The sequence below is a fragment of the Corynebacterium sp. NML 150383 genome (assembly GCF_002285085.1).
GTDB lineage: Bacteria > Actinomycetota > Actinomycetes > Mycobacteriales > Mycobacteriaceae > Corynebacterium > Corynebacterium gottingense.
Genome location: NZ_NSGK01000002.1, coordinates 144,216 through 166,298, shown reverse-complemented (window position 1 = coordinate 166,298; position 22,083 = coordinate 144,216). Strand labels below are relative to the sequence as shown.

Sequence of the window (22,083 nt, the reverse complement as noted above, 5' to 3'; positions counted from 1 at the left end):
GTAAACAACCGGCATTTCCGCTGGGTAAGTTAGCATTTCGGTCTGCTTCGGAAGACCCGCCCCCAGAGATGACAAAATCACCTTGTCAAATCAGCACCCTTCGACATACCCCCTGCTCACACAGGCTTTCCGACGGGCGCCTCATGCAAGGCTCGCGCACTTCACTGGAGACGGCTTCCAGCGCAACGCCTTAGCCTATAGCACAGTGCACGCTTTGTAAAGAGCAGACACACCCCCGTGTCGCCTGCGCGTCGTCGGAGCGAAAGCGGTGCCGTCGATAAGCTTGCCCCTGCACCGGAAACCTCACCGGTGACGTCGCTGCGGGGAAGCCTACCACCAGAGGTTGCTAACTCGGCAACCCCGCGACACCCGGCTAGCGGGCGCGGCCGGGACGGAACGCGCCGACCAGGCCAAACAGGGCGACAAACGCGCCGAGCGCGATGGTACCCCACGTAACCTTTTGCGATACGGATTGCGGCACCACGCGGGAGAGCTGGGCCACCATCGCCTCGGTATCCTCCGGCGACATCGCGGCGTCGTAGGTAATGACGTTGGTGGGGTGCTCGCCGTTGCCGTCGGCGTAGAAGATGTCGACCTTTTCTCTCATGCCAACCACAAGACCGGTGACCTGGTCGACGTGAATTTCGCGGTCCGCAGCGTAGTTGCGGAAGGTGCGCACGCTGTCAGCATCCTCGCCTTCGCCGACCTCGGCGGTGCTGGCATTCAAGGCGTCGGCGTAGCGCAGCGCTAAGTTCGTCGGCTCGATGCGCTGGGTAAAGGTATACACAGTGCGGCCGCCGATCTCTTCCTCGCCGGCAAACTGCGCGGGCGCACTCCCCCGCAGCTGCGGGTCGAACACGTTGTAGTCCTGCTGCTGCACGTCGGACGGCAGCTTCAGCCAGGGCCCGTCCACGGGCACCTCCGTCGCAGGCATCGCCATCTGACTGGACACCTGCGCAGGCAAGGCCACCTGGCCGGTGGCACGGTCCAGCACCATCGACCAGGTGGACGCGGTAACGAGGTTGTCAAAGTCCGAACCGGCCGTGCCGGCACGCAAGGTATCGCCGATGCGCACGCTCGCCACGTCGTCATTCGAGGGGTCCTGTACCTCCATATGGAGCTGGCGGGTCACCGGGGCAGGCTCGCCTTCGCGTGTGCCGTCGTCGTCGCGAAGCGTCCAGGTGGTGTGCGCGAGGTCGAGGGGCAGGCGGGCGTCGCCAAGCAGGAAGCGCGGCGCGAGCAGGCCGGCAACCACGAGCGCGATGCCGAGACCCACGAGGAGCGCGGAGAGAATCCTGGATTTAGGCAGCATGGGCCAAAGTGTAGTGGACACAGCTCGGGCTCCCCTGCGGGCGGGCATGACCACGTAACATCCTCAGCAAACGAGGCGTTGCGCCCCCGGTATCTCAGAATGCAAGATTTTTGCACACAGCTTCGGCTCAGCATGTGTAAGGACATTCGTGTGTTTCGCACCCCGCTTTGCGACGCTTCACGCCCACCCCCCTTCTGCGCGGATACGAATACGTACCTCTATACCTTTTGTGGCCAGTAAACCGCCCTTTTCAACCTACCAGTTAGTGTTCGAAAACTATTAAAACTGCCCCAATCACCCCCGCACTACCCGCGGATCGGATATAAGCTTGGACGCATACATAGTGAGTAGGGACACATTTATACCGCCTTTTCGCGTACTGGCGTCGCCGAATCACCCCCAGGCACCCCAAAGCCATTTCCAGCTTCCTGAGACTCACTTAGAATATCGTGCCAAACCGTCAGAAAACGCTAAGGAGAATATGATGGCTTACCCACCTGCCCAACCCCATAAGAGAGGCCGTCGCCGCGGCATGACAATGCTTGCAGCCTCGATGGCCATCGCCGTCGGATCGCAAGCGCTTCCAGTAGTTGGCCCTCACGCAGCAATTGCCAACGTGGCTCACGCCGCCGAGGCACCGAGCGCGAGCGACTGGGACCCCGCCAACATCGTCGAAGCGGATGCCATCACGCCGACTGACAGCGTGAACAAGGGCGTCCTCGACGGAAAACGCAACGTGGTGTGGGGCTACCTCTCCTACGCTGACCGTGGCACCATGGAGGTCGACGATATGCGCAACCCATGGAGCGACACCCCGGTTCCGGAGGGCGCGGACATGTACATGCGCTACGACACCGGTGGCGGGAAGATGTCTCGCATCCACAAGGCGAAGACCCACACGGATGACTTTGGCAACACGGTCTACGCCTTCGAGTTCAAGGACGGCTCCCCGAAGCTGGCTGCAGGCACCTGGAAGGATGGCTCCGCTGACGTCCAGCTGCTGATCGGCGAGAACAACTCGGCGATCAACCCGCACATCAACGAGCCGTTCTCCGTCGTACGCGCGACCCCGGGTGGCGCATGGTACAGCGGCAGCGTCGAAGATTCCCGCAACCTCAACTGGTCCATCCACCCAGTGGCAGTCAACGACCGTCGCGGCCCCACGTGGGGTGAGACGGTGGTCAAGGTCTACCAGGTCTCCCCCGCGTCGAACACCCTGAAGAGCCAGCTCTCCGAAACCCCGGATAAGGCCGTCAAGCGTACGTACTCCGGCCGGGTATGGAACGACTCTATGAAGGGCACCGACACGGAGAACGTGTGGGCCAAGAACCAGTACAACATCAACGTGGACAATGGTGTGCTTTTCGACGGCACGGACACTCCGGCCGAGGGACACACTGTCTACCAGGCGGTACCGAACGACGAGGCGTACCAGGCGCTGGATGCGATCCGTCGCGATACAAACACCACCGGTAACCGCACGACAGCCGACATCCAGGGCCGTATCAAGCGAACGGCAGACTACGTCCGTGCGCATCCCGAGAACTTCACCGTCTACTCCGCACCGGTGAAGGCGGATGGCACCTACATGCTGCGCTCGTCCTTCGACCAGGCCCGTCACGCGGACTACGTCTACATGTGGGTCGAGGACGCAGACCACAACATCAAGACAAACCTGTCGTCCTGGAACACCTCTGAGTTCCGCGCACCGGTGGGCAATGACGTCTACACCGAGTCGGGCCACGCACAGCGCTCCCTTGCCGACACCGACTGGGCGCATAACGGCCACGTGCCTGGCCAGAAGCACCTGGGCAACAATGCGAACGTTGCCACCGCCCCGCACCGCGACGGTGGCGGCAACTGGACCAACGTGAACTTCGCGTTGGCTACAAACGCTGACGGCTCCAGCCACACGGTCACCCCGGGCCAGCCCGATCGCGAGGCTGATAACGACGCGAACGATCCGACCTATGGCGGCCGCGTCGAAACGCCGCGCGGGACCGACACCGTCATCGACGGCCCGAAGAACACGGACGGCTCCGACCTTCCTGGCGACACCACCTTCGAGCAGCACCCGACTAAGCCGGTCACCGGCCCGAACGGTGAGCAGCTCCCGGGCTTCCCGGGCAAGGTAACGGTCGACCCGGGTACCGGCAAGGTCACGGTCAACCCGGACAACGGCGCTCGCGAGGGCGACTACGACATTCCGGTCAAGGTCACCTACCCGGACGGCACCACCGATACGGTCGACGTTGAGGTCACCGTCCCGGCCCGCGACAACGCGACCGAGGATCCGGACAAGTCCGATGCGGAGAACTTCGACCCGTACTACCAGCCCGCACAGGGCAAGCCGGGCGTGGGCACGAAGGTTGACCAAACCCAGGACCTGCCGAAGGGCAGCACCTTTACCCCGACCCTGCCGAACGGCTGGACCGCGTCCGAGCCGGATGAAAACGGCGACTTCACCGTCACCCCGGCGAAGAACGCTCGCCCGGGCAAGGTCGACATCCCCGTCCTGGTGACCTACCCGGACGGCTCACAGGACACCGTCACCGCGCCGTTCACCGTCCTGCCGCTGGATAAGGACACGAACGACCCGCGTTACGAAGACACGGAGACCCCGAAGGGCGAGCCCACCGAGATCGATTCGCCGAAGAACCCGGACGGCTCCGAGCTTCCGGAGGACACCACGTTCAAGCCGGGCGAGAACGACTTCCCGGGCAAGGTCGAGGTCGACCCGGGCACCGGTAAGGTCACCGTCACTCCTGACGACGATGCAACCCCGGGCGACTACGAGATCCCAGTTGAGGTCACCTACCCGGATGACTCCGAGGAGACCACCACCGTCACCGTCACCGTCCCCGAAGACCCCAAGGACAACGGCGACGGCGGCGATACCGGCTCCTCCGACCAGGCTGCTGACAACGACCCGAGCTACGGCACCACCGAGGGCGCGGCTGGCAAGGAGACCAAGGTTTCCCAGAACGGCGACCGCGAGCTGCCTAAGGGCACCAAGATCACGGTCGCGGATGCTCCTGAGGGCTGGACCTTCGGAGAGCCCAACGAGGCTGGCGACTTCACCGTCGCCCCGGACCCCGACGCGCTCGATGGCACCCGCGTGACCATCCCGGTCCGCTTCACCTACCCGGACGGCACCATCGACGACACCGAGGCTGTCTTCGTGGTGACCAACGACGCAAGCGGCAACGACCCCTCCTACGAGGACACCGAGGCTCCGCGAGGCGAGGAGACGCTTGTCGACGCCCCCACGAACCCGGACGGCTCCTCGCTGCCGGAGGACACGACCTTCGAGCAGGGCGACTCTGACGATTCGGACTTCCCGGGCAAGGTCACCGTCGACCCGGGCACCGGTGAGGTCACGCTCACGCCTGACGAGGACGCCACCCCGGGCGACTACACCATCCCGGTTGACATCACCTACCCGGACGGCACCGAGGAAACCATCGACCTTCCGGTCCGCATCCCGGATGACACCACCATCACCCCGCCGGACAACGGCGGCAGCGACAACGGTTCCGGTGACGGTTCGGATGACGGTTCGGACGATGGTAAGGACAACGGCTCTACCGACGCTGTAGACAACGATCCGGCGTACTCCCCCGGGTCCGGTCCGGCGGGTACCGCGACCGAGCTGAAGCAGGATGGCGACCGTGAGCTCCCAGAGGGCACCAAGTTCGTCCTGCCGAAGGCACCGGCTGGCTGGACCTTCGGTGAGCCGAACGAGAACGGCGACTTCACGGTCACCCCGCCCGAGTCCGCTCTGCCGGGTACGGCAGTGTCTATTCCGGTCAGCGTGGTCTACCCGGATGGCTCCCGCGAGACCGTCAACGCACCGTTCGAGGTTGTTGGCACTTCCGATGACGCAACGGACAACGAGCCGGTGTACGACGGCGACACCAAGGTCGAGCCCGGTGACACCGAGACCGTCGACGCACCGCGTAACCCGGACGGTTCTGCGCTTCCGGATGACACCAAGTTCGAGCACAAGGACGACGATTTCCCTGGCAAGGTCGAGGTCGATCCGGGCACCGGCGAAATCATTGTCACCCCGGACGAGGACGCAAAGCCCGGCAAGCACACTGTCGTCGTGGAGGTGACCTACCCGGACGGCACCACCGACACCGTTGAAGTCCCCGTCGAGGTCATCCCGGCTGACAGCGGAGACGACGACAAGGACGACGGTAAGGGCGGCGACAACGGTAAGGGCAGCGAGGACTCGACTTCCCAGGCTGACAACAACAACCCTGGCTACGAGAACCAGCGCGGTCCGGCCGAAACCCCGGTCAAGTTCGAGCAGAACGGCGACCGCGAGCTGCCGGAAGGCACGACGTTCGTCTTCCCGAAGTTCCCGTCCGGCTGGACCCTGGATGGTGACGCTGACACCGGTGACTTCACCATCAAGGCGCCTGCGAACACTCCGAACGGCACCGAGGTGACCATCCCGGTCATCGTTTCCTACCCGGATGGTTCCAGTGAGACACTGTCTCCGATCTTCACCGTCGGTACCACCTCGGGCGGTTCCGATAAGCCCGGCGACGGCGGCAATACCGGCACGACCCCCGGCGGAAACACCGGCGGCAACGACACCGATGGCAAGGACCCGCAGGATAGCGACGCGCACGATCCCACCTACGGTGGCGACCGCACCACGACGCCTCGCGAACAGGACACTGTTATTGAGGGCCCGAAGAACGAGGACGGCTCCGATCTTCCGAAGGACACCACCTTCGCACCCGGTAAGCACACCTTCCCGGGCAAGGTGACCGTCCACCCGGGCACCGGCAAGGTGACGGTAAACCCGGACAAGGACGCCAAGGGCGGAAGCTACGACATCCCCGTCGTGGTGACCTACCCGGATGGTTCGAACGAAACGATCACCGTCCCTGTGCAGGTTCCGCCGCAGGTGTCCAACGGTGCGACCGTTGAGGTCAAGCCGGGCGATACCGTCACCGTTGGTGGCGACATCGATCCGAAGGATCTGCAGATCCGCTACCCGGATGGCACCATCAAGGACATCTCCGAGCTCAACCCGGGCAAGGACGCTGATGGCAACATCACCATCACTGTCCCGAAGGACTGGGCCGAAGGCACCTACGTCGTCGAGACCAAGGATGGCGACCGCGTCGTGGTCATCAAGGTTTCCTCGGAGTCGCAGGGCACGACCACTGGTTCCTCGGAACTGAGCGATCGCTGCATCGCCGGTCTCGCGGGCGTCGGCATCCCGCTCCTGCTCCTGATCCCGCTGGGTGTGGCTACCCAGGTGGCTATCCCGGGTCTCGAGGAGTTCCGCGCCGAGGCTGGCAAGGCTATCGAGCAGGTGAACACGCAGATCCAGCAGCAGCTGGGTATCTTCGACGAGCAGTTCGCCCAGGCGGCACAGTCCGTGCTTGGACCGAACTTCCCGGCCCGCGAGCTCGGCACCGCAGCCGCGGCTCTGGCGCTCACCGCACTCGGTCTGCTCATCGCTGACCAGATTGCCAAGGCCTGCGCGCCTGAGTACGACGGCCTGAGCTCCAAGATTGGCGGCGGCGAAGGCGGCAAGGCACAAGGTTCGTCCGCACAAGAGTCGTCCGCGCAGAAGAACGCAAAGAAGAACGAGGAGGATGAAAACTAGTCCCTTGTAGTGGGGCTTAGGCAGCCCACAGCAATCCCCTGCACGGTCGTTGCGACGATCGGGCGGGGGATGTGTTGTGTGTGCAGCAGGCAATACGCCCGCTAGTTCATCAGCACTGCGATAGCGTCTCCGCGCTTCGCCGCTGCGGCGTAAATCCCTGCCAACTCTCCCACCGCCAAGGAATCTTCCAACGTCCCGAGGTCGACATCAGCAAGCAAGGACGAAAGCTTATCGACGTCACCGGGGTCGTTCCCCCGCAGACCGTCCGTTTCCTGTTGCGGATCCAAATCCGCACCCCCATACACAATCGCCGTCGCAGCATCTTCACCGACAAGTTCGACCAGCACCCGGTGCGTCGCCGCGTGCATCTTGTCGATATCTGCAACCGGGTAAGTCTCTTCCTCCATCACGTCGAACATCGCGTCCACACGAGTCTCCGCATCAGCGGAAAGAAGCGACGAATACTCCCCTGCTGGCACCGAAACATAGATCGGAAGGGGACCGCTCACTACGTCATCAGCCAGCGGCTCCGACTCGGTCGAAACCCCAGCAACGCTGTTGTTATCAGAAGCAGACAGCATTCGGTCGAGGGCACCATCGAGGTACTTATTTCTGTCCCGGAAGCGCGATGCCGCCAGCCATTGCAGCTGCGGCGCTTCACGAAAGAACTTTTTCCGCACCCCTGTTTGGATCACCACGGATTGTTGCCCTGCGATCGTGTCTGACTCAATCCGGAGCAGCCTGTCGAGTTGGTCAATATTGGATGCCGACATCACCTCACACAAAATGGTCAGATCGAAATTCAGTACCGCATCCAGCTCAGGGCCCATTTCCTCGTCTTTGAGCCGCTCCATCTCATCAACCACATAGCTAATGTCGGGGTTTTTCACCCCGAGTCCAGGAAAATATCCAAAGAGATAGCGAGCTAGTGGATCATCAAACGATCGCTCCGCCAGTGGACGGACCCCCTCACGAATCGCATTGAGCTCAGTCCGACTTGCACGCGCTTTGAGTTGGTCGAACAGACTCATGCTCGCATCCGGATCAAGCATGTTTGCCAATTCAGGATTGACTTCCTCCACCACCCGCAGAAGCTCACTGGTAGCAGCCTCCGACTGGTTCTTCCGATCCAACTTCACGAACATGTCCGTAACTCCTCACCTGTGAGAGTCTCAACTACAGAACGAAAACGTGACTGTCTCACGCGAGGCCGACCTCGCGGTACAGCGAGCGGATCACTTCCATGAACCAGTCTGGCTTGTCGGTATATGCGAGCTCGTGGACATACCGCGCGCCGCGGCGCTCGTCATAGCCGAGCGATTTGTCGGGCCTGGTGATGCCGAAGCGCGAGCGGAAAAGCGACGCATCACTCTCAAGCGCGACGAAAACCTCCCCAGCAGCGAATTCCGCTTTCGCGTCGCCACAAGACATCTTCCTGCGTACAACTGCGTACACCTCATCCGCAACCGCTGCCCAGTCCTCGACCAACAGCGCCTCGTCCGCCGGGGAGAGTTTCACACGCTCCATCGGGATGCCCTGAAAACTCACGTTCTCCAGTTTGCAGTCGGACAGATCAACCCCTTCGAGCTGGTCATAGCGAAAGTGCTCGCTCAACCCGAGGTTGCGCAGCTCGCCGGTGATCGTAGAATCCACCACACGCGCAGAAATCGGAGACTGCACACCGCCGCCCTCAATCACCACATCGCGCAGGGTAGAGCCGGAGACGGTGCTCAACCAGTCAGCTCGGAAATCGAACGCTGGGCTGGACAATTCAGTATCTATGAACGCGATATGCGAGACACTGCCCGGCCTCCCGTGCGGGCGCGTGATCGTGCATGATTCAAACCGGACCATCGAAAAATCTATACCGTCGACACTCGGCTCGTCGAAGACACGGTCGTCGTAACGCACAGCGTGCAGTTCCATTGTTTATAGCTCCACTCCGTAGGTTTGCATCCACTCAGCCATGCTCGGATATGGCCCGTCCAAAAACTCCCGGTCCAAGAAGTGGTAGCGCCCAAACTCGATCGCGCCGTCGTCCTTTCGGTGGTACGCCACGTAGTCATCACCGTCAAACATCCCGACTGGGAACCAGGCGTCCGGATCCGCGCCGAACGCTTCAGCCGCTTCGCGCAGGCTGGAATAGCCAGCCTGCACACTACTCGGATCGCTCGGCGGTTGGTTCGGAGCGAACCATTCGCCGTATTCGAACTCGAACGCAACGTACGAGTTGAAAAATTCGCGGTATTCAGACGGCACCCAATCTGGCACGCACGCCAAGCTGAATTCGATGACATCCGGGTCGAAGCCCCGGATCCAAGGTATGAGACGACCAGGTTCTTTTTCAGGTGCATCAAGCATTTCAATCAGCCCCTCGTAATGGCTCGCCGTCAATGTATTCAAACCCTGTCCTGAGCTCCACTTCCGCATCGCGGTACAGCGCTCACAGGTTGCCAGGGTACCGAATAGTCTTCGAATTCGAAGGGGCTACTGGGTGCAACCTGGCCTGAGCCCCCGTTCATCAGTGGTAAAGGAGCTGCACTCCTGCCCCCCACACACGCGAAACCCCCGCCCACCGGTGTTTTCGTACCGGTGGACGGGGGGTGACGTCGAGAAGCGAAAGGCTCTTACTTGAGGGTGACCTTTGCGCCAGCCTCCTCGAGCTTAGCCTTTGCAGCCTCAGCGTCGTCCTTGTTTGCGCCCTCGAGGATGGCCTTCGGAGCACCCTCGACCATTTCCTTAGCGTCCTTCAGGCCAAGGCCGGAGACGATCTCGCGGACAGCCTTGATGACGCCGATCTTCTTGGCGCCTGCGTCCTCGAGAACGACGTCGAACTCGTCCTTCTCTTCCTCAGCGGCAGCGTCGCCAGCAGCGCCCGGAGCGGCAGCAACAGCAGCAACCGGTGCAGCAGCGGTGACGTCGAAGACCTCCTCGAATTCCTTCAGGAATTCGGAAAGCTCGATGAGGGTCATTTCCTTGAACTGCTCAATGAGCTCGTCCTTGGACAGCTTAGCCATAATGGCATCCTTTCTGTTTGTGGGCGCTTTGGCCCGAATGTTTGGTGTGTGTAGTTAGTTCGCGTTACGCAGCGTCGTCCTGCTTGTCCTGCAGTGCAGCGACAAGGCGGGCCGTCTTGGACGCCGGAGCCTGGAACAGGCCGGCGGCCTTTGCCAAGGAGCCCTCGAAGGCACCAGCGAGCTTTGCAAGAGTGGTCTCGCGGTTGTCCATCTCGGCGATGGCATCAACCTGAGCAGCATCGATGGCATTGCCATCCATGTAGCCGCCCTTGATCACGAATGCGTCGTGATCCTTGTTGAACTTCTTCATGACCTTCGCAGCGTCGACAGCCTCGCCCTTGATAAAGGCGATAGCGGTCGGGCCGACAAGAAGATCGTCGAGACCCTCAATGCCCTGCTCGTTAGCAGCGATCTTGACGAGGGTGTTCTTGGCGACGTGGTATTCGACGTCGAAGCCGAGCTCACCGCGCAGTTCCTGCAGCTGACCAACGGTCAGGCCACGGTACTCAGTCAGCACGATCGAGCTAGCTGCCTCGAACTTTTCCTTCAGAACCTTAAGCTCCTGCTCGTTCTTCGGGTTAGCCATGTACACACGCCTCCTTCCAATTCTTCATGTCCTTCAATCCGCCCGGAGCATTTCGCTTCTCGACGCTCACGCGCCCCAAAGAAAAATGCCCCGTGCAGAAGCACGAGGCACCCTGAAAGGCAAGCCACGTTTCTCCTGCGTGGGCCGATCCCTGGAGTGGGATTCCTTCGACTCTGCGGTGGCAGAGTGACCGACGGTCTTCGGTGAAACTTGAGCACGGGTTTTCACCCGTTCAAACTTCGCGTCGTACGTTAGTCGGTCCCCTCCCAAAACACCAAATCGCGCCTACACTCCCAACGATTCCGCCGCGTCCGCGCTGGAGCTCCCCGGTTTCGGGGCGTGCCGCAGCATCTTCGCCGCCGCCGTGAAGAGCACGATGCCGCCGAGCAGAGCCATCAGGCCCACGCCGAGAATGAGTCCTCCCCAGAAGCCGCTGGCGGTCATGCCCTGCGAGGTCGCGACCTGCGCCTGCGCTGCATCCTCACCGTTGTCACCATCGCTGCCGCTTCCGCGCTTCGGTTTCGTGCCATCGAAGGAGGACACGATCCCACCGGTACCGCTGCCGGTGGTCTTTTCGCCGGAGCCGTGGTCAGGCTTCGCGGGCGTCGTTGTTTGCTTCTTCGGTGTTGTCTGCTTCGTCGGTTTCTGCTTCTTCGGCGCCGACTTGCCCTGGGGAGTGGTGCCCGCCTTCTTGCGCGAAGCACTGCTCGCGCTCTCCGAGCCCTTGCCGCCAACGGAGCCCCTGCCGCCGGCGGAGGCGCTCACCCGCTGCTCGCGTGTCGGGGCGGCCGCGCCACTTCCCCGCCTGCTGGCAGCACTCTGAGCTGGCGCCGGCGGCTTCGGCGTCGTCAGCTGTGCCGGCGGCTTCGGCGACGTCGTCGCGACGGCATCCTTGCCCCCACCACGCAGGTGCGCGAAGAACGGCCCCGCTTTCTCCCCGAAGGCGCCAAACTCCTTGTCCACGGAGCGGATCCCCTTGGCCAGGGCCCCCACCCACGTGTCGGAGCCGTCGGCACCAGAATCGGCGCCGGGCTCGTCACTGGAATCGGCACAGTTGGTGCCGTCAAGCGATGCGTACCCGCTCGACGAGTACTTCTTCGCCTGCGCCACTGCGGAGTCACCCACGGCAAACGCCGCCGTCAGCTCCTTCGAGAACGCCTCGCCCGAGATGGCGGTGCCCTCGAAGCGGAACGTCGCGGAGTAGAGGCCGTCCTTGGTAAAGCCGAACGCCTGGTGGTCGTGGTCGTTGACCCCGTACTCCAGCGCGGTCGCAGCGTCGCCGGAATCGAGCTCCAGTGTCGTGCCACCGAGCGACTCGTGCCAGGAGAAGATCCGCCCGGGACCTTCCACATCCTTCATGGTCACCTTCACGTTGCTGCCTGATGCCAAGCTGTCCTGCGTCAGCCGCGTCGTGGAAAACCCGAGCCACGGCAGGCCCTTGGCCTGGGCCTGCGGCAGCACCCACATAGATTCGGGTTCGCCGGGGAAGCTTGCGCGGAAGTTCGCCGGGATCTGAGTTCTCGCCGCGTCGGGCACCTCGAACAGGAACGTGCCGGAGTCACGCGGGGTCGGCGAGCGCGGATCACTGTCATCGATGAGCTTCGCCTCAATGCCGCCGTCATCCACCAGCCCCATATCCATGTGACCAGCGCTGATCAACGCCTCCGGCTTGGTGCGCAGTGCGCGCGCCGCCTCGCAGCGCCCCTCGTCCGGTCGCGTCGCGCTGGGCTGCTCGCTTGTCGACGCCACCGCGCCCCCGCCCGACGCGGAGCCGTCATCGGGTTCCCGGCTGGGTTCTTGACTGGGTTCGCCTTCCTCCGGAAGCAGCTGCACTGTGGTCAGCGGCGCGCTCGCGTCGGTGCCACCGGTGCCACCATCCGCGCCAGCACCGCCGTCCTCAACGCCCGGCCCCGGGTCGCCACCGACATAGTTGGTCACCTTGCGCAGTTCGGTGGTGGTGCCGTCGGCCAGGCCCACATCGCCGTCATCGCCGACGAGCCAGTATTGGGTGATGGGCTTGGTGTGCTGCGGCGTGCCGTCGATAAGCGAGGCCCTACCTTGCCACGTCAAGGCGTAGATGCCGGGCTTGGAAAAGGCCCAGTTGAAGTGGCCGTGCGCGCCGACTTCGTAGTCGACCGTGCGGGCCTGCGGGTCGGCACTGTTGAAGACGATTTCTGCGGGCGAGATGGCATTTTTGAAGAAGATGTGCACGTCGCCGGGGCCCTCGATGTCTGTGAGGTCGAAGTGCATGAGGTCGTCCTCGAAGTTGCTGGGGATGGCGGACGGGTCGCCCTCGTGGGCGGGATCGAAGGCGCCGAGACCCGACCAGATGGGGCGCCAGTTGTCGGCCCAGTCCACGGACTGCGGTGCGAGCCACACGGTATCGCCGGGCTGACCAAGGAAGTCGAGCGAGCCGTCGTCCGGGATCTGGATGCGGGAGACCTCGTTGCCGTCCGGATCGGCGTCGCGCGGCAGGCGGAAGCAGACATCGTCCTGGTTTACGACCTGCTGCCCGTCCACTGCCATGACGGTGAGGTCCCCGCCGACGCGGGTGCCGTAGAGCGCGTCGTTGTGGGAGTGATAGAGCAGCTTGCGGCCTGCGCAGGGGTGCGTCGTGCCGTCGCGGCCTGCCCACGGGGTATCGGCCGGCAGGTCGACGCCGAAGCCGGCATCACCGGGCACGTGCCCGGTGTCGGTCAGCTCGGCGGCGGCAGCCACCGGAAAGCTGGCAACAACGAGCGCCGCCGCGGCGACGAGTCTGAGCAGCCGCATCTAGACGGTCTCCTTCCGCGGCGTCCGGCCCGGCGCGCGCAGCACTCCGCGGCGCGGCGCGAACAGCCAGCTCAGCCCGAAAATCGCGGTCACGCACAGAACGATCGTGGCGCCCGTGGGCGAGTCGAAGGACCAGGCCAGCCACACGCCGAGGACGCTGCCGACGATGCCGATCAGCGCGGCGAGCACCATCATCGTCTCCAGGTTGTCCGTGAACAGGCGCGCGGCGGACGCGGGCGTGACCAGCAGCGCGATGACCAGGATGTTGCCAATGGTCTGCACCGAAATCACCACGGCAGCGGTCACGCACAGGTAGAGCACCAGGTCGAGCGCGGCCACGGGCAGATTCATCGCACGCGCGGTCTCGCGATCCAGCGCCACCGCGGTGAGCCACGGCCGCAGCGCCGCAACCAGCGCAATGATCACCGCGCCGGTCACGCCGCTCACCCACAGGTCGCGCACGCTTACGCCAGTCAGGGAGCCAAAAAGAAATGCGCTTAACGACGCCGTGTAGCCCTCGACCCGCGAAATAATCACCAACCCAAACGCGAACGCCGCGGCGAACACGATGCCGATGATCGCGTCCTCCTTGATCGTCCTGCGCTGCGACAGCACGGCGATCACGACGGCGACGACCGCCCCGGCCACAGCCCCGCCGAGCAGCACCGAGGCGTGGAGCGCGAACGCGATGGCCACCCCCGGAAAGACCGCGTGGGCGACGGCGTCGCCGATGAACGCCATCCCGCGCAGTACCACGAAGCAGCCCACCACGGCGCACAGCACCGAGGCCAGCACCGCCGCCACGAGCGCGCGGGGCAGGAACGCGAGCTGCGGGTTGGCCACGTCAGCGAGGAACTGCAGGAAACCGATCTCAAGCATGCGTGGCCTCCTCGGCGCGGTGTGGTTGGTGTGGTTGGGCTCGTTTCACGTGCGTCTGCAAGGCGGCCAGCCAGGGCGAGGACGGCCCAACCCCAAACGTGTCCATCCACGGTCGGGTGTCGCACAGCTGTCCGGGGGCCGCGTCAGCCACGACCCCGCCGCGGAAGAGGATGAGGCGGTCGCAGGAATCGACGGCCTCGACGATGTTGTGCGTGGACATGACGATGGAGATGCCGTGGCCCGCCAACTCGCGGAACAGGGCGAGCAGCTGCTCGGTGGACGGGATGTCCAGGCCGGTGAACGGCTCGTCGAGGAAGAGGGCCCGGGGTTTGCGCACGAGCGCGCGGGCGACCAGAACGCGCTGGCGCTGCCCGCCCGAGAGGTCCGCGATGGGGCGCGCGGACAGCTCGGTGAGGTTGACGCTGTCCAGGGCGTCCGCGACGGCGTCGCGCTCCGCGGCACCCGCGCGTGTGTACCAGGGCCGCAGGTCCAGCGTGGCGTTGAGCACCGCGGACGCGACGTCGATGGGAAAGTCCCAGGCCACGTCGTGACGCTGTGGGACATACCCCACCGCCTTGCGCACCTGCACGCCACTGCGCCCGGCGACGCGCACCGTGCCGCGCGCGCCAGGGATCAGGCCGAGCATGGCGCGCAGCAGCGTCGTTTTGCCCGCCCCGTTCGGCCCGAGCAGGCCGACAAACTGTCCGCCCAGAATGTCCAGGTCAACGCCGTCGAACACGGCGCGCCCCGGGTACCCGGCGCTGAGTCCCGAGACCCGAATCAGCGCATCTTGACTACTCGCGGCCATTACGCGCGCCCCTTCCGCGAGCGCACGACCAACAGGGCCACCAGCGCGACGACGAGCACGCCAATCCCCAGGGCGACGAGGAGTCCGGCGTTGCTGCCAGCAGATGAGCCCGCGGCAGCATCCGTGGCGCCGTCCGTGGCCTCATTCTCGTCCCCATTTTCGGCCCCGCGCCACGGGCCGGAGAACTCGGCCGCCTGCGCCTCGGCGGGGTCGGTATCGCTGCCCACCGCGATGCGCACGACTTCCTCGTCGGTGTGGGTGTTGCCCTCGTTGTCCTTCACCACGGCGCGCACGCCCACCAGCTGCACGCCCGGCTGGGTAAACACCCAGTTGGCGTGGGTGTGCGTATTCGGCTCCACCCACATCGGCTGCGTGCCGTCCTCGCGCGAGGACCACAGCAGCTGCGGCTCGTGGAACCCGCCCGGCTGCAGGAAGAGCGAGAAGTCGCCGTCGCCCTCGTGCCCGCCGAACTCCAGGCTCACGCCGTTTGAGGAGCGCTCCAGCAGCGACGGCGACTGCGTATTCCACCCCAGCCAGGGCACACCCTGCACCTCGGTCTGCGGGATCACCCACACGTCATCGCCCGCGCCCGCGCCGGTGAAGTCGAAGGCTCCAGTGTCGGGCAGGGTCTGTTTGGCGTCGTCGGAGACCTGAAAGACGACGTCGTTAAGCCTGCGCCACACGGGCGGGTCCTGCGAGTCGTCGCGTGCGAGGAAGGTGAGCTCGTCGCCGTCGAAGGTCGCGCCGAGGTCGACGTGGCCCGCGGAGATCACGGCCTGCTCGCCGGCGGGCGCGATCGCCTCGTCGCTGCGCACCGTCTGCTGCAGCGCGGGGTCATTGTCCATCCCCTGTGCGCCAGCAACGGGCGCGAGCGCGGTCGCCGCGGCGAGGGTGAGGGCTGCAAGTTGAAGTTTCATGTCAGGGTTCCTTTCTTATGGCGCAAGGCAAGTGCTTATCGACGCCGCGTTTTCTTCTACAAAGTGCACATACGTATCCGCGGGCCCCTCCCCCGGCGGGTCGAGGGTGTCGCCCCAGATCGGGCAGACCTGGATTCCCAGGTGCGCCGCCGTCTCCGTGAGCACGCTGCTGCTGCCTTCCAGCTGTGGTTCCAGAAAGACCGCGGGGACGTGCAGGTTTTCCAGCGTGCGGGTAAAGGCGATGACGTCGCGGGGGCTCGGCTCGATACTGGGGTTCGGCGTGACAAACCCGGCGATGCGCAGCCCGTAGGCCGCGCCCAGGTAGGAGTAGCCGTGGTGGGTGGTCACCAGGTTGCGGTTCGCTTCCGGGATGCGCTCCACCGCCTGCCGCATCCTCTGGTCCGCCGCGTCCAGCTGTGCGAGGTACGCGGTGGCATTGCGGGCGTAGTCCTCGGCGTGGGCGGGGTCGGCGGTGCTGAGCTCGTCGCGCACCACCTTGACCACGGCTTTCACCGCAGCAACGTCGTGCCAGAAGTGCGGGTCCAGCTCGCCGTGGACGTGGTTGCCCAGCACCGCCTGCGGCAGCAGGTAGGTCTCCTCCCCGGGGTTGCCCAGGAAACGGAAGGCGCGCTCCGGCGGGACGGGCTGCAGCGTGGTCGTCGGCACCGCGATCACGGCGTCGGCCGGGTCGAGGTCGCCCAGGTCGTCATCGCGCAGGGTGAGGCGGGTCTCGCCGTCGCGGAGCGTGGTGGTGATGTCCACGTGCCCCTGGTCCAGCACCGTTTTTCCGGGCGTCACTTGGGCCGGGTCCTGGCCGACGACCACCGTGAACGTGTCCTCGGCCTCGCCGCGGGTTGCCGCATCTTCCACGGAGTCACGGACCTCACCGCGCATGGTCAGCTCGTACACTCCTGGCTCGGAGAACGCCCAGCTGACGTGGGTGTGCGCGTCGACAGGCAGCACCGTCGAGTCGTTGGTGTCAATGCCGTCGTGGGAATCGAACACCACCTCGGGGGTGCCGAAGGTGCCGAGGATGAAGGCGTAGGCATTGCCGGGGCCGTGGGCGTCGATAAGCGAAAGCTCCGTCACCCCGGTTGGTGGCAGGGATTTGCCGGTGTCCACACGGAGGCCGAGCCACACGGTGTCCAGGCTGGCGTCCTCGACGAGCGGGATTGGCGAGAACCCGTAGCGCTGCGCTTGCTCCGCGACCGGCACGACGGGCACCGTTTCGCGGACGGTGGAGTCGATGGTGTGGGACAGCGATTGCGGCTCGAGGAGCAGGCCGTTGGTGAATACGGCGTCGGCGTAGGCGATGTCGCGGGTGGCGTGCAGGCTCGGTTCGTAGGTGTGCGGGTCGACCCCGCGGCCCATCAGCGAGGTCACGGTCGCATCGTCGCCCGCGACGTTGCTCACCACGTCCGCGAGGATCGAGGTGGACGCGACGACGTTGAGGGTGCCGTCGTCGCCCTGGTCGCCACTCGCGCTGCCACAGCCGCCCAGCGACGCGGCCAACGCAACGACGGCGCACGCGCCGACGGCACGGGTGGTCGCGCGCCTCACTTGGTGGCCCCAAGCGCGGCGAGCAGGCGGCGCCGCAGCGCCGTGTCCAGGCAGAGCATGCCGCCGCCGAAGACGAGCACGCCAATCCCCAGCACGGCGATGGGCAGCGTCATCACGGTTGGGCCGGTCTCGGCGAGCCCGCCGCTGCGGGACCCGGACGCCGAACTCCCCGTCACCCCGGCGGCCGCGCTTTCGCTGCCGGAATCTGCGGAGCCCGCGGAGCCTTCGGGGCCTGCGGGGCCTGTGGAGCCGGTGCCGGCTGCGCCCGCGCCACCGCAGTCCCCCTCCGCGTCGTAGACGGAGCCGAAGTCGAAGTGGCCGTCGTCGGCGTTACCGGAACCGCCCACCTCGAAGGTGAGCGTCGCGGCGCCGCTGAGTTCAGTGCCGTCCTTCGCTGTGGCGGTGTGGCGCACGGTCACGTGGTAGGTGCCTGGGGCGCTAAAGACCCAGTTGGGGTGCACGTGCGAGTTCGCCGGAATGGTGTGGGCGCCCTGCGCGGTGCCGTGCTCGGCGCGGAACCACTCCTCGCCCACAATCTTGCCCAAGCCGCCTTGGGTGAACACGAACATGTTGCCGGGCCCGTCGAAGTCGGTGACTTCCCACGTCACCTCGCCGGTGGTGTGCTCCAGCAGGGACTCGTGCTGGGTGTTCGCGCCCAGCCACGGCACACCGGCCTGCTGGGTCGCGCCGATCATCCAGGCCTCTCCGGCCGGGATCGGTCCGACGTCCTCGGGCAGTGTGGTCGTTGCGGCATCGCCGAGCCCGAAGACCATCGTGGCGGGGTCGTTCCACGTCGCGGGCACCTGTCGGTCGTCCTTCACCTGCGGGCTCAGGGCCGGCTTGCAGGACTCGCTGGACGCGGCGGTTGCGGCCTCAGTGCCCTCGGCGGGCTCGGCAGGCTCGCCAGCGTAGGTCTCCACCCGGTGCGACGCCTCCGGCTCGTCCGTGTCAGCCAAGCCGCCGAGCGCCGAAGTGTCGTCACTCTGCGTCGCAGAGTCCGCCGGGGTCGGTGTTGTCTCGGCCGAGTCAGCCTCCCCCACCATCCAGGTGTAGGTCGCCTCGTTCGACGTCGCGCCGCCCGCGTGCGCCACGACCCGCATCGTGTAAGTGCCGGGCTCGGTGAACAACCAGTTTGCGTGCGCGTGCGCAGGCGTGTCCTGGTGGATGGTCGCGCCTGCGTTGAGGGCGAGGGTGGCGTCGTCAAGCACTGGCCCAACGCCGCCGAGCCCCTGCGCCTGGAAAAGGTACACCTCGCCTGGTCCGGAGACGTCAAGGAATTCGATGTCGATGTCGCTGATCCCCGCGCCGGCGAGCGCCTGCGTGTCCCAGCCCGGCCAGATGAGGTCCGACTGCTGCGTCTGCGGGAGCAGGTAGCCTGGCGCGCCAATCTCGTCGACACTTTCGGTGTCCTCGGTATAGGCCTGCTCGCCGACAACAAGGGTGACGTCCTCGGGGGCGTGCTGCACATGCGACCCCGTCACGTCCTCCTGCAGGCTCAGCGCAATCCCGTCGCCGTCGGGGCGCACCGCAAACGCGTCGATGTGCCCGGTATCCAGGCTGAGCTCCGCCGCGTGCGCGATCGGCGCGAGAAACACCAGCAACAGCGCAGAGAGTATCGACGCCACCTTGCGTCGCCCACAAGTCACTCCGAAGATTTCCACTTAATGAAGACTATTTTCATTAAGCACGCATGGCAAGTCGTCCAGGTGAGCAAGCAAAAAGCGCCCCGGCGCCGGACTTTCTCAAGTCTGGCACCGGGGCGCTGAGAGTGTGCGAAACTTAGGCCTTGGTGGCGTAGTCCTTCTGCACGGAGGAATCAACCGGGACGCCCGGGCCCTGGGTCGCGGAAACCACGATCTTCTTCAGGTAGATGCCCTTGGCGGATGCCGGCTTCAGGCGCAGCACCTCGTCGAGGAGCGCGCCGTAGTTCTCGGCGAGCTGCTCGGCGGTGAAGGATGCCTTACCAATCAGCGCGTGCAGGTTGGCAGCCTTGTCCACGCGGAAGGCAATCTTGCCACCCTTGGACTCCTGGACAGCCTTTGCGACATCCGGGGTAACCGTGCCGGTCTTCGGGTTCGGCATGAGACCACGCGGGCCGAGGACACGAGCGACGCGGCCGACCTTGGCCATCTGGTCCGGCGTTGCAATGGCAACGTCGAAGTCGAGCTGGCCGTTGTTGATCTGCTCGATGAGCTCGTCGGTGCCAACGATGTCGGCGCCAGCCTCCTGTGCCTTGGTGGCGTTCTCGCCCTCGGCGAAGACTGCGACGCGGACGGTCTTACCGGTGCCGTGCGGCAGGTTGACGGTGCCGCGGACCAGCTGGTCAGCCTTGCGCGGGTCGACGGACAGGCGCATGGCGACGTCGATGGTGGCGTCGTAGTTCTTGGAGGAGGTCTCCTGCGCCAGCTTCACCGCGTCGAGCGGGTGGTACAGGGCGTCGCGGTCGACCTGTGCGAGGGTCTCGTTGTAACGCTTGGACTTCTTAGCCATGTTGCGTTCCTTTCTTCGTATGTGATGTCAGGAGTGGTGGTACGGGCCTGGCCGGCCCTCCCACCTGCGTCGAGCGGGTTTACTTCTCGACGGTGATGCCCATGGAGCGGGCGGTACCAGCGATGATCGCGGCGCCAGCCTCGATGTCGCGGGCGTTGAGGTCCTTCTTCTTGGTCTCAGCGATCTCCTTGCACTGATCCCAGGTCACGGAACCGACCTTCTGGGTGTGCGGGACGCCGGAGCCCTTCTTGATGCCCGCAGCCTTGAGCAGCAGGGAAGCTGCCGGCGGGGACTTCAGGATGAAGTCGAAGGAGCGGTCCTCGTAGACGGTGATTTCCACCGGGATGATGTTGCCGCGCATGGACTCGGTGGCGGCGTTGTAGGCCTTGGTGAACTCGACGATGTTCACGCCGTGCGCACCGAGCGCCGGGCCAACCGGCGGTGCCGGGTTCGCCATGCCTGCCTCGATGTGCAGCTTGATCAGGCCAGTGACCTTCTTCTTAGCCATCGTTAAACCTCAATTCCTTGGTACAGCGCCCCGCCCACGATGTTTGGCGGCACGCTTCCGGATGCCCCGCTTTCCCGGAGCCACCGGGGAGACGAATAGAAAACGTCGCGCAGCCCTTGTGCGGGCACGCGCGACGTTTTACCTTACGGCAGGTGGGGCGCAAGAAGCAAAACGCTTCTCGACGCCACGCCTACATAATCCGCTCGATCTGGTCAGCCGTGAGCTCGACCGGAGTCTCGCGGCCGAAGATGGACACCAGCGCCTGGATCTTGCCTGTCTCCTCATCGATCTCGGAGATCGTACCCGCAACGGACGCGAACGCGCCCGACAGGATGGTGACGGCCTCGCCCACCTTGTAGTCGTGGGTGACCTTCGGCTTCTCTTCCTCCTCCGGCATCGCGATGACGGTCTCGCCCTCCGCATTCGCGACGCTCTTTCCCTCAACCGGCTCCGCCTTCGGCATGAGGAACTTCGCCACATCGCGGTGCTTCACCGGCGTCGCGTTGCCCTCGTTGCCCACGAAGCTGGTCACGCCCGGGGTCTCGCGAACCACGGACCAGGCAGCGTCGTTCATCTCCATGCGCACCAGGACGTAGCCCGGCAGCAGCTTCCGCTTCACCAGCTTGCGCTTGTCGTCCTTCTTCTCCAGCACCTGCTCGATCGGCACGACCACGTCGTAGATGGAGTCCTCCACCTCGAGCGTCTGGATACGCATCTCCAGGTTGGTCTTCACCTTGTTCTCGTAGCCCGAGTAGGACTGGATGATGTACCACTCGCCCGGCAGCTTCTTCAGCTCGCGGACGTAAGCGCGCAGGCGGGCGCGGTACTCGCTGTCCGCTTCGGCCGCGGAATCGTCGCCAAGCGCCGCGGCGGCAGCTGCCTCGGCATCTCCCTCGGTGGTCTCCGCACCCTCGGTGCTTTCCGTCTCCGGGTCGGTGTCCTCGGTGACCGGGGCTCCCTCGTCGATCATCTCGAGCTCTTCCTCCTGCTCGGAGGGGGTCTCCGGCTCGGCAGAGTCGGCCTGCTGCTCAGCCAGTTCCTCCTCGGGGTCGGTCTGATCGGTGACGGGCGCGCCCTCGTCGATCATTTCCAGCTCGTTTTCCTCGACCGTGTTCAGGGCGTCGTTGTTTTCCACTGCCATGGTCCGTCTCCTTTATCTCCGTAAATTCCCCGCCCTAGCGTACTCACGTTGGTGGTTCGCGCGCGGTGGGACAAAAACTTATCCCGCCCCTCGGAGTCCGAGGAAGCGGGATATTAAGTAACCGTTCGCATTATAGCTAACGAATGAAGATCCATTCAACCAGCAGGCTAGCCAGGCTGTCGGTGCCCCACACCATGACGGTCAACACGATCAGGAAGGCAAACACAATGAGCGTGTAGTTGAGCATCTCCTTGCCGGTCGGCCAGATGACCTTGCGCATTTCGGAGACGACCTCGCCCGGGAACGCTGCGGCGCCGTTCTTCTTCTCGGCGTCATCGCCATCGCGCTTCGCGGGGGTGCGCTTCTCTTCGTAGGAGTCGGTGGAGATCGGAGACGCCCCGCCCAGCTGACGCTTGCCGGTTGGCCGTGCCGGGTTCTGACCGTTGGGGTTAGTCAAG

General features: G+C 64.8%; 17 protein-coding genes. 1 reads left to right on the top strand and 16 read right to left on the bottom strand.

What is annotated here, in order from left to right; translation table 11 throughout:
• Positions 1 to 373 precede the first annotated feature (373 nt).
• On the bottom strand, positions 374 to 1,312 hold the full coding sequence (locus CKJ85_RS02790; RefSeq protein WP_095553363.1) for a DUF3068 domain-containing protein: 939 nt from the start codon (positions 1,310 to 1,312) through the stop codon (positions 374 to 376).
• A gap of 532 nt (positions 1,313 to 1,844) precedes the next feature.
• On the opposite strand from CKJ85_RS02790, the gene CKJ85_RS02785 reads away from it, so the two are divergent.
• Positions 1,845 to 6,947, top strand: a complete 5,103-nt coding sequence (locus CKJ85_RS02785) for a Rib/alpha-like domain-containing protein (RefSeq protein ID WP_158221602.1) — start codon at positions 1,845 to 1,847, stop codon at positions 6,945 to 6,947.
• 101 nt (positions 6,948 to 7,048) lie between these two features.
• Here the strand turns inward: CKJ85_RS02785 and CKJ85_RS02780 are convergent, their stop codons facing one another.
• From CKJ85_RS02780 to secE, 15 genes are all read right to left on the bottom strand, one after another.
• On the bottom strand, positions 7,049 to 8,092 hold the full coding sequence (locus CKJ85_RS02780) for a DUF1877 family protein (RefSeq protein WP_095553361.1): 1,044 nt from the start codon (positions 8,090 to 8,092) through the stop codon (positions 7,049 to 7,051).
• Between the two features lie 55 nt (positions 8,093 to 8,147).
• Positions 8,148 to 8,873 (bottom strand): hypothetical protein, encoded by a 726-nt coding sequence (locus CKJ85_RS02775; RefSeq protein ID WP_095553360.1) that lies wholly within the window; start codon positions 8,871 to 8,873, stop codon positions 8,148 to 8,150.
• Between the two features lie 3 nt (positions 8,874 to 8,876).
• Positions 8,877 to 9,350, bottom strand: coding sequence for a hypothetical protein (locus CKJ85_RS02770; protein ID WP_095553359.1), 474 nt, complete (start codon positions 9,348 to 9,350; stop codon positions 8,877 to 8,879).
• Positions 9,351 to 9,574: 224 nt separating this feature from the next.
• Positions 9,575 to 9,964, bottom strand: a complete 390-nt coding sequence (gene rplL / locus CKJ85_RS02765; protein WP_095275082.1) for a 50S ribosomal protein L7/L12 — start codon at positions 9,962 to 9,964, stop codon at positions 9,575 to 9,577.
• Positions 9,965 to 10,028: 64 nt separating this feature from the next.
• Positions 10,029 to 10,550, bottom strand: a complete 522-nt coding sequence (gene rplJ, locus CKJ85_RS02760; RefSeq protein WP_095275083.1) for a 50S ribosomal protein L10 — start codon at positions 10,548 to 10,550, stop codon at positions 10,029 to 10,031.
• A gap of 285 nt (positions 10,551 to 10,835) precedes the next feature.
• On the bottom strand, positions 10,836 to 13,322 hold the full coding sequence (locus tag CKJ85_RS02755; RefSeq protein ID WP_095553358.1) for a choice-of-anchor M domain-containing protein: 2,487 nt from the start codon (positions 13,320 to 13,322) through the stop codon (positions 10,836 to 10,838).
• Complete coding sequence (locus tag CKJ85_RS02750; RefSeq protein ID WP_095275085.1) at positions 13,323 to 14,201, bottom strand: anchored repeat-type ABC transporter permease subunit; 879 nt, start codon at positions 14,199 to 14,201, stop codon at positions 13,323 to 13,325. It lies immediately after the preceding gene.
• Complete coding sequence (locus CKJ85_RS02745) at positions 14,194 to 15,009, bottom strand: anchored repeat-type ABC transporter ATP-binding subunit (RefSeq protein WP_095553357.1); 816 nt, start codon at positions 15,007 to 15,009, stop codon at positions 14,194 to 14,196. Before CKJ85_RS02745 ends, CKJ85_RS02750 begins: the two co-directional genes overlap by 8 nt.
• The gene (locus CKJ85_RS02740) at positions 15,009 to 15,926 is read right to left on the bottom strand and encodes a choice-of-anchor M domain-containing protein (protein WP_095553356.1); all 918 of its coding nucleotides are present in this window, start codon (positions 15,924 to 15,926) and stop codon (positions 15,009 to 15,011) included. Before CKJ85_RS02740 ends, CKJ85_RS02745 begins: the two co-directional genes overlap by 1 nt.
• 15 nt (positions 15,927 to 15,941) lie before the next feature.
• A complete protein-coding gene (locus CKJ85_RS02735) occupies positions 15,942 to 17,486 on the bottom strand; it encodes an anchored repeat ABC transporter, substrate-binding protein (RefSeq protein WP_165765692.1) in 1,545 nt (514 codons plus the stop codon).
• Positions 17,483 to 19,147: a TIGR03773 family transporter-associated surface protein gene (locus CKJ85_RS02730; RefSeq protein WP_095553355.1), complete on the bottom strand. Its 1,665-nt coding sequence runs from the start codon at positions 19,145 to 19,147 to the stop codon at positions 17,483 to 17,485. The genes CKJ85_RS02735 and CKJ85_RS02730 overlap by 4 nt, the downstream gene beginning before the upstream one ends.
• Positions 19,148 to 19,265: 118 nt before the next feature.
• The gene (gene rplA / locus CKJ85_RS02725; RefSeq protein ID WP_095553354.1) at positions 19,266 to 19,976 is read right to left on the bottom strand and encodes a 50S ribosomal protein L1; all 711 of its coding nucleotides are present in this window, start codon (positions 19,974 to 19,976) and stop codon (positions 19,266 to 19,268) included.
• Between the two features lie 79 nt (positions 19,977 to 20,055).
• Entirely contained in the window at positions 20,056 to 20,484 is a 429-nt protein-coding gene (gene rplK / locus CKJ85_RS02720) for a 50S ribosomal protein L11 (protein ID WP_095275090.1), read from the bottom strand.
• Positions 20,485 to 20,674: 190 nt separating this feature from the next.
• A complete protein-coding gene (gene nusG / locus CKJ85_RS02715) occupies positions 20,675 to 21,625 on the bottom strand; it encodes a transcription termination/antitermination protein NusG (RefSeq protein WP_095553353.1) in 951 nt (316 codons plus the stop codon).
• 136 nt (positions 21,626 to 21,761) lie between these two features.
• Positions 21,762 to 22,082 (bottom strand): preprotein translocase subunit SecE, encoded by a 321-nt coding sequence (secE, locus tag CKJ85_RS02710; RefSeq protein WP_095275092.1) that lies wholly within the window; start codon positions 22,080 to 22,082, stop codon positions 21,762 to 21,764.
• Position 22,083: the final 1 nt, after the last annotated feature.

What these genes read in the sequence shown, in the direction of transcription:
- CKJ85_RS02790 (WP_095553363.1), bottom strand. Translation starts at nt 1,312, where the DNA reads ATGCTGCCTAAATCCAGGATTCTCTCCGCGCTCCTCGTGGGTCTCGGC.
- CKJ85_RS02785 (WP_158221602.1), top strand. Translation starts at nt 1,845, where the DNA reads ATGACAATGCTTGCAGCCTCGATGGCCATCGCCGTCGGATCGCAAGCG.
- CKJ85_RS02780 (WP_095553361.1), bottom strand. Translation starts at nt 8,092, where the DNA reads ATGTTCGTGAAGTTGGATCGGAAGAACCAGTCGGAGGCTGCTACCAGT.
- CKJ85_RS02775 (WP_095553360.1), bottom strand. Translation starts at nt 8,873, where the DNA reads ATGGAACTGCACGCTGTGCGTTACGACGACCGTGTCTTCGACGAGCCG.
- rplL (WP_095275082.1), bottom strand. Translation starts at nt 9,964, where the DNA reads ATGGCTAAGCTGTCCAAGGACGAGCTCATTGAGCAGTTCAAGGAAATG.
- rplJ (WP_095275083.1), bottom strand. Translation starts at nt 10,550, where the DNA reads ATGGCTAACCCGAAGAACGAGCAGGAGCTTAAGGTTCTGAAGGAAAAG.
- CKJ85_RS02755 (WP_095553358.1), bottom strand. Translation starts at nt 13,322, where the DNA reads ATGCGGCTGCTCAGACTCGTCGCCGCGGCGGCGCTCGTTGTTGCCAGC.
- CKJ85_RS02750 (WP_095275085.1), bottom strand. Translation starts at nt 14,201, where the DNA reads ATGCTTGAGATCGGTTTCCTGCAGTTCCTCGCTGACGTGGCCAACCCG.
- CKJ85_RS02745 (WP_095553357.1), bottom strand. Translation starts at nt 15,009, where the DNA reads ATGGCCGCGAGTAGTCAAGATGCGCTGATTCGGGTCTCGGGACTCAGC.
- CKJ85_RS02740 (WP_095553356.1), bottom strand. Translation starts at nt 15,926, where the DNA reads ATGAAACTTCAACTTGCAGCCCTCACCCTCGCCGCGGCGACCGCGCTC.
- rplA (WP_095553354.1), bottom strand. Translation starts at nt 19,976, where the DNA reads ATGGCTAAGAAGTCCAAGCGTTACAACGAGACCCTCGCACAGGTCGAC.
- rplK (WP_095275090.1), bottom strand. Translation starts at nt 20,484, where the DNA reads ATGGCTAAGAAGAAGGTCACTGGCCTGATCAAGCTGCACATCGAGGCA.
- nusG (WP_095553353.1), bottom strand. Translation starts at nt 21,625, where the DNA reads ATGGCAGTGGAAAACAACGACGCCCTGAACACGGTCGAGGAAAACGAG.